The sequence below is a fragment of the Binatus sp. (SeqCode) genome (assembly GCF_035272065.1).
Taxonomy (GTDB): domain Bacteria; phylum Desulfobacterota; class Binatia; order Binatales; family Binataceae; genus Binatus.
Map to the genome: position 1 here is coordinate 1 of NZ_DATEQZ010000063.1, position 5360 is coordinate 5360.

A 5360-nucleotide genomic window follows, 5' to 3' on the forward strand; every position below is an offset into this window, starting at 1 on the left:
AATGAAGAGTTCGTCGTCTATGGTACGAAGGGCGACGCGAAGTTCAACATCAACAAGGTCGTTACGAGCTTCGACGCGCCGATTCCGAAGGTCGGCAAGCCTGACAGGTTCTACGGCATGATTGTAGGCGCTACGAAGGGCGCGCGGCTCGACGCCTATTCGACGTGCAAGCGTGAAGGCTTCGAGCGGTGGAGCAAGTAGCGTGAAGGAATGAGATAAAGAGGAACCACTAAAACAATAACCGCGTGGTCTGCTCCCCACGCCTAAACTCTGTGTGGGGAGAACTGCGCAATGGCAAAACATGAAAGGAAACCAAAACTCATCGACGGCGCTTACCTCCATGCGTTCGGCCTGTGCGCGCCGGGCGATGAGAAATGCGATCGAACGCCGCCTGACCGTCGCGAGGTGGCGGTCTGCAAGCGCTGGCTGCGGCGTAATGCCGCGCCGAGGAAAACCGTGAACCGGTTCAGTCATTCCTACTCGCTGAAGCACGTCGTGGAGCGCACGTCCGGCGAGCACATCCATTATGTGACGAACGGCGCGCTTATCTTGGCTGCGATCGAACTTGGCTATCGCTGCAAGCGCATCGGTGACAGCCCGAATGCATTGTTCAACATGAAATTAGCAAAATCGTGAGTGTGACGATGATTAGCAACGTTCTACCAGCCTCCGCCCCCGCCGTGAGTTTCACGGATGGCTTTCAGGGTCGGAAACCTGCACCGAGGTTTCTTCTCGGAGAGCAGTGTTGCAACGCGGATTCTGTCCGCCTCTTGCAAACGCGTGGCGACTTTGTGCCGGCGCCCCGGACCGAGGGCGTCCGGTGGCGAACAAAGTTGCAATACCAAGGATCGATCCTGAATTTGAGAAGCTGATTCCGCCGCTCTCAGCGGCGGAGTTGGCGGGGCTTGAGAACAGTTTACTGGCGCACGGCTGCCGCGACGCGCTGATTACGTGGCGCGAAATTTTACTCGACGGCCACAACCGGCTCCGCCTCTGCACCAAGCACGGGCTGCGCTATCACGTCCAGGCCATCAACCTTCCCTCGCGCGAAGCGGCCAAGGCCTGGATAATCCAGAACCAATTCGCGCGCCGCAACCTGACACCATTTCAGCGCGTCGAGCTAGCCTTGCGGCTTGAGCCGCTACTGGCCGGTCAGGCGAAGCGCCGGATGCTGCGCGGTAAGGCGGACCCTGCGCAGAACTCTGCGGAGGGTGAGACGCGCGATCAACTCGCCGCGATCGCCTCGGTCTCGCACGACACCGTCGACAAGGTCCGACTGATCATCGAGCGGGCGCCTGAGGCGGATAAAGAGAAACTGCGCCGCGGCGAAACCACGATCAATCATGAATATTGGGTTGTTGCTGGGCGGAAAAAACTTGGAGAAGTCTCACAGGACGCGATTCCCGAGCCGCCGGGCAAGCCTGTAACAAAGCTGGGCGACCTTTGGCTTTTGGGTAAGCACCGGCTGCTGTGCGGCGATTCTACGCGCCCGGAAAGCGTTCAGCGGCTTATGGGCGATGAGCGGGCGGTCCTATTCGCGACCGACCCGCCCTACGCCGTGAACTATAGTGGCGGCTCGCATCCGGCGACCCGGGCAAACCGCGGAAAGGCGAACAAGGACAAAGACTGGTCGAAGGTTTATCGCGAGGCCGGGTCTACGACATTCGAGAATGAAAGCGGTGGAGCGGACGAAGGACGATCCTTCTACCTTTCATTCTGCCGGGTCGCAGTGAGCCACGCGATCGCACCCAACGCAGCCTGGTATTGCTGGCACGCGAGCAAGCGACAGGCGATGCTCGAGGCGGTTTGGAACGAGGTCGGCGCGTTCGTTCATCAGCAGATCATCTGGTTCAAGAGTCGGCCCGTCCTGACTTACTCGGTTTATATGTGGGCGCACGAGCCGTGCATGTTCGGCTGGATAAAAGGGCAGAAACCGGAGGTCGGGCGCAAAGAGGAAGGTGGCTACCCGAGCACGGTCTGGCAGGTTCCGAACGCCGAGATTGAAACCAGCGAGCATCCGACCTCGAAGCCGAATCGGCTTTTCGCGATCCCGATGGAACTGCACACGAGTCCGAATGACCTCTGTTACGAACCTTTCAGCGGTTCTGGGTCCCAGCTAATCGCTGCCGAGCAGCTCGGGCGCCGTTGCTATGCGATCGAGCTAGAGCCGCGCTTCGTCGATGTGGCGGTCGCGCGCTGGGAAAAGCTGACGGGCAAGAAAGCTGAGTTGGAGTCGCGCGGGCGCGTTACGGCGCGTCGGGCGAAGGAGGAATCGTGATGAGTGACTTACACGCGATTCCGACCCTTGACGAACTCGCTGCCGATCCGAAACGCGCGACGGGGCTCCCCAGGGCTGCGCTGTCGGCGTTGCTGCGGCGCAGCGCGGTCGCGCAGAGCGTTCTGGTCGCAGAGCTTGAATGCGCCCAGGATCAACCGGCCGCCGAACCGGCAAAGCAGGACGAATGGATCAAGGTCGATGAGGCGGCGGCGATTCTTCGACACGGACGTCAGTGGATCTACCGGAACGCGAAGCATCTTCCGTTCGTGAAGCGGATTTCCCGCAAGAGTCTGCTTTGTTCGAGGAACGGAATCCTCCGGTGGCTGGAGCGGAGGACGGCCTAAAGGCAGCTTGACGGCAAAGCGGCGTCGAGCCATGGTCCACAGTGGAGGTTTGGACACATGCATAAACTGACGATTCGATTGCCCGAGGCGATGGTCGAGCGGGCAAAAATCCGGGCGGTGAGGGAAAAGACTTCGCTGCAGAAAATGGTGACGGCCGCTCTTGAAGCCTATTTGCGGACCCCGCTCAAACGCCAGCAGGAGGACGTCCAATGAGAATCACACGAGGAATTGGCTCGGTCTATCGGCCGAGGTACAGGAACGAGAAAACCGGCGAGCTTCAGGAATCGGCCGTGTGGTGGATTCGGTACAGTCACCGTGGCGTCAAGCACCGCGAGAACTCGCATTCCGAGGTTCACGCAGTCGCGGCGGACTTGCTGAAGCTGCGCATCGGGCAGGCGGGAATCGGCAAGCCGGTAACCGCCGCAGTTCGCCGCACCACCCTCGACGATCTCGCCAAGCTGGTCTTTGCTGATTACGCGGACAACGGGTTTGATTCGCTCGCGCGGCAGGAAGACGCCTTTAACCACCTGCAGGCGTTTTTCGGCGGCGATTGCCTTGTGGACGATATCACCGTGCGGATTCCTGATTACAAAAAATGGCGCCCGGAGCAGCCCGACCGCCGCGCCGAGAAACGAAAAGGCGGTGTCGAATACAAAAAGGCGCCGCGAATCGGATGCGCGGTCGCGACCGTCAATCGGGAGTTGGCGTCGCTGCGGCATGCGTTCGTGTTAGCGTCTCATCAGACGCCGCCGATGGTTGCCGCGGTACCGTACATCAAGTTGAGCAAAGAGCGGAACCGGCGCACCGGCTTTTTCGAGTGGGATCAGTTCGCCGAGGTTCGCAAGCACCTCCCCGACTATTTAAAGCCCGTCATGACTGTTGCGTACTATACGGGCTGGCGCGCTCCGTCGGAAATTTGTACCCGGCAGCCAAAACACATCATTGACGATATGCTGGTGCTCGAAGCTTACGAGGCGAAGAACGAGCAGCCCCGAAAGTTTCCGCTCGATGTGATTCCCGAACTCCGCGAGACCATCGATGCGCAACTTGTGGCGAGGCGAAAGATCGAGATTGAAACCGGGCGGGTCATTCCTTGGCTGTTTCCCGGCCGTTACGGCAACCAGATAGTCGACTACCTGCCGGCGTGGCGCGAGGCGTGTAAGGTGGCCGGGTGCGCTGGACGAATCCCGCATGATTTTCGGCGAACCGCAGCCCGCAACCTGATCAACGCCGGAGTCGATCCACTGGTGACGATGGACCTGGTCGGATGGAAGGATATCTGCATGTTAAAACGGTACAACATCATCAACGACGAAACCCTGAGACGCGCCGTGGGCAAGCTCAACGCGCACGTGAACGAGCAGAAGGCGGCGCGCGCTGCGAAAAAAGTGGTCGCCATCCGTGGATAATAAGAAAAGGGCACGGTCGGGGCACGGTCAGGGCGTTCTGCTCGCGCGTCCGCAAAAATTACCCTTATCTTATAGGCGGTTTTTAATGCCCCGGCCGGGAATCGAACCCGGACTTGAGGTTCCGGAGACCTCCGTGATGTCCTTTTCACTACCGGGGCGAACGGTGCGGCACAGCCAAGCACTATATCAAGGAATCGCCGCGAACAAGAAAGTGCGACGCGTTGACGGAAAAGGATTAGTGCGCCAACATCGCGGCGATGGCGACAAACACCGAAATCGACTCCGCGCGGCGCCTGCGCGAGCAATACAAGGACGGCTCCAACCTGTCGGCGCGGATTCGGCTGCATCAGCGCTTCAGCACCAATCGCTACGGGCTGATGCGCTGGATGTTCGATCATTTTCGGATTCCTGAAAACGCCAGCGTGCTCGAGCTCGGCTGCGGCACCGGCATCTTGTGGCGCAGCCCGGTGCAGGTGCCTGCGGGATGGCGCGTGATTCTAACCGACATGTCCGACGGAATGATCCGCGAAACGCGCGCCAATCTCGCGCGGCTGGGCCATCGGTTTACCTTCGCGCAGGCCGACGCGCAGGCGCTCCCGTTTCGCGACGCATCGTTCGGCGCGGTGATCGCCAATCACATGCTCTATCATGTGCCCGACATTCCACGCGCGCTCGGCGAGGTTCGGCGCGTGCTCAAGCCGTCGGGGTTCTGCTATGCGGCCACGATGGGAGTCGCGAACATGCGAGAGATCGACGAACTTGCGGCGCGTTTTTTTTCGGTTCCGCGAATGACGGAGTCGACGGTGCGATTTGGCCTCGAGAGTGGCGAGGCTTACATGCGCCGGGCTTTCGGCGAGGTGAAGCTCGAACGCTATCCCGACTCGCTGGTGGTAACCGAAGCCGCGCCGTTGATGGACTATATCTGTTCGATGCGCGTGCGCAGCAGAGTCAGCGACGAACAGGTTGCCGGCCTGCGCCGGCATCTCGAAAATGAAATCGCCGCCCGCGGCGAAATTCGAATCAGCAAGGATACCGGGATGTTCGTCGCGCAGCGCTAGTCGCGGCTTGCGCGGCGAATCTGCGCGCTCATCTGAGGCGTGCTGCGAAAATCAAGCAAGTATTTCTACGCCGAGGCCTTGGTCTCACGAAGCATCTCGGCGTGGCGGCGGTCGGCTTCCGGCCGCGCCTGAGCAATCGCTTCGATGAGCTGTTCGTGCAGCCGGTCGTTGGTCGCCACGATATTCGCGCCGGCCAGCTCAAGCTCGGAGCCGTCCATGTTGCTGACGCGGCCGCGTGCTTCCTCGACGAGGATTGCGCCGGCCGCCACGT

Annotated in this window: 7 protein-coding genes, 1 tRNA gene and 1 pseudogene; 7 read left to right on the forward strand and 2 right to left on the reverse strand. The window is 60.4% G+C overall.

Annotation, left to right across the window (positions count from 1 at the left end):
- The 6 genes from VJX68_RS12360 to VJX68_RS12385 all read left to right on the forward strand — a co-directional run.
- On the forward strand, window positions 1-201 hold a 201-nt coding region (locus VJX68_RS12360; RefSeq protein ID WP_324096003.1), incomplete at its 5' end, for a hypothetical protein.
- Window positions 202-291: 90 nt separating this feature from the next.
- Window positions 292-636 (forward strand): hypothetical protein, encoded by a 345-nt coding sequence (locus tag VJX68_RS12365; RefSeq protein ID WP_324096004.1) that lies wholly within the window; start codon window positions 292-294, stop codon window positions 634-636.
- Between the two features lie 184 nt (window positions 637-820).
- A complete protein-coding gene (locus VJX68_RS12370) occupies window positions 821-2278 on the forward strand; it encodes a DNA methyltransferase (RefSeq protein WP_324096005.1) in 1458 nt (485 codons plus the stop codon).
- Window positions 2278-2622, forward strand: a complete 345-nt coding sequence (locus VJX68_RS12375; protein WP_324096006.1) for a helix-turn-helix domain-containing protein — start codon at window positions 2278-2280, stop codon at window positions 2620-2622. The genes VJX68_RS12370 and VJX68_RS12375 overlap by 1 nt, the downstream gene beginning before the upstream one ends.
- Window positions 2623-2679: 57 nt before the next feature.
- The gene (locus tag VJX68_RS12380; protein ID WP_324096007.1) at window positions 2680-2835 is read left to right on the forward strand and encodes a hypothetical protein; all 156 of its coding nucleotides are present in this window, start codon (window positions 2680-2682) and stop codon (window positions 2833-2835) included.
- Window positions 2832-4031 carry a tyrosine-type recombinase/integrase gene (locus VJX68_RS12385; RefSeq protein ID WP_324096008.1) on the forward strand — a complete coding sequence of 400 codons (1200 nt, stop codon included), beginning with the start codon at window positions 2832-2834 and terminating at the stop codon, window positions 4029-4031. Before VJX68_RS12380 ends, VJX68_RS12385 begins: the two co-directional genes overlap by 4 nt.
- 86 nt (window positions 4032-4117) lie before the next feature.
- On the opposite strand, the gene VJX68_RS12390 is transcribed toward VJX68_RS12385, so the two are convergent.
- A tRNA-Arg gene (locus tag VJX68_RS12390) sits at window positions 4118-4189 on the reverse strand.
- A gap of 99 nt (window positions 4190-4288) precedes the next feature.
- Here VJX68_RS12390 and VJX68_RS12395 point away from each other — a divergent pair.
- Window positions 4289-5089 carry a class I SAM-dependent methyltransferase gene (locus tag VJX68_RS12395; RefSeq protein WP_324096009.1) on the forward strand — a complete coding sequence of 267 codons (801 nt, stop codon included), beginning with the start codon at window positions 4289-4291 and terminating at the stop codon, window positions 5087-5089.
- A 65-nt stretch (window positions 5090-5154) separates the two neighbouring features.
- Here VJX68_RS12395 and VJX68_RS12400 read toward each other — a convergent pair.
- A pseudogene (locus tag VJX68_RS12400) lies at window positions 5155-5360 on the reverse strand (hypothetical protein); the annotation flags it as partial.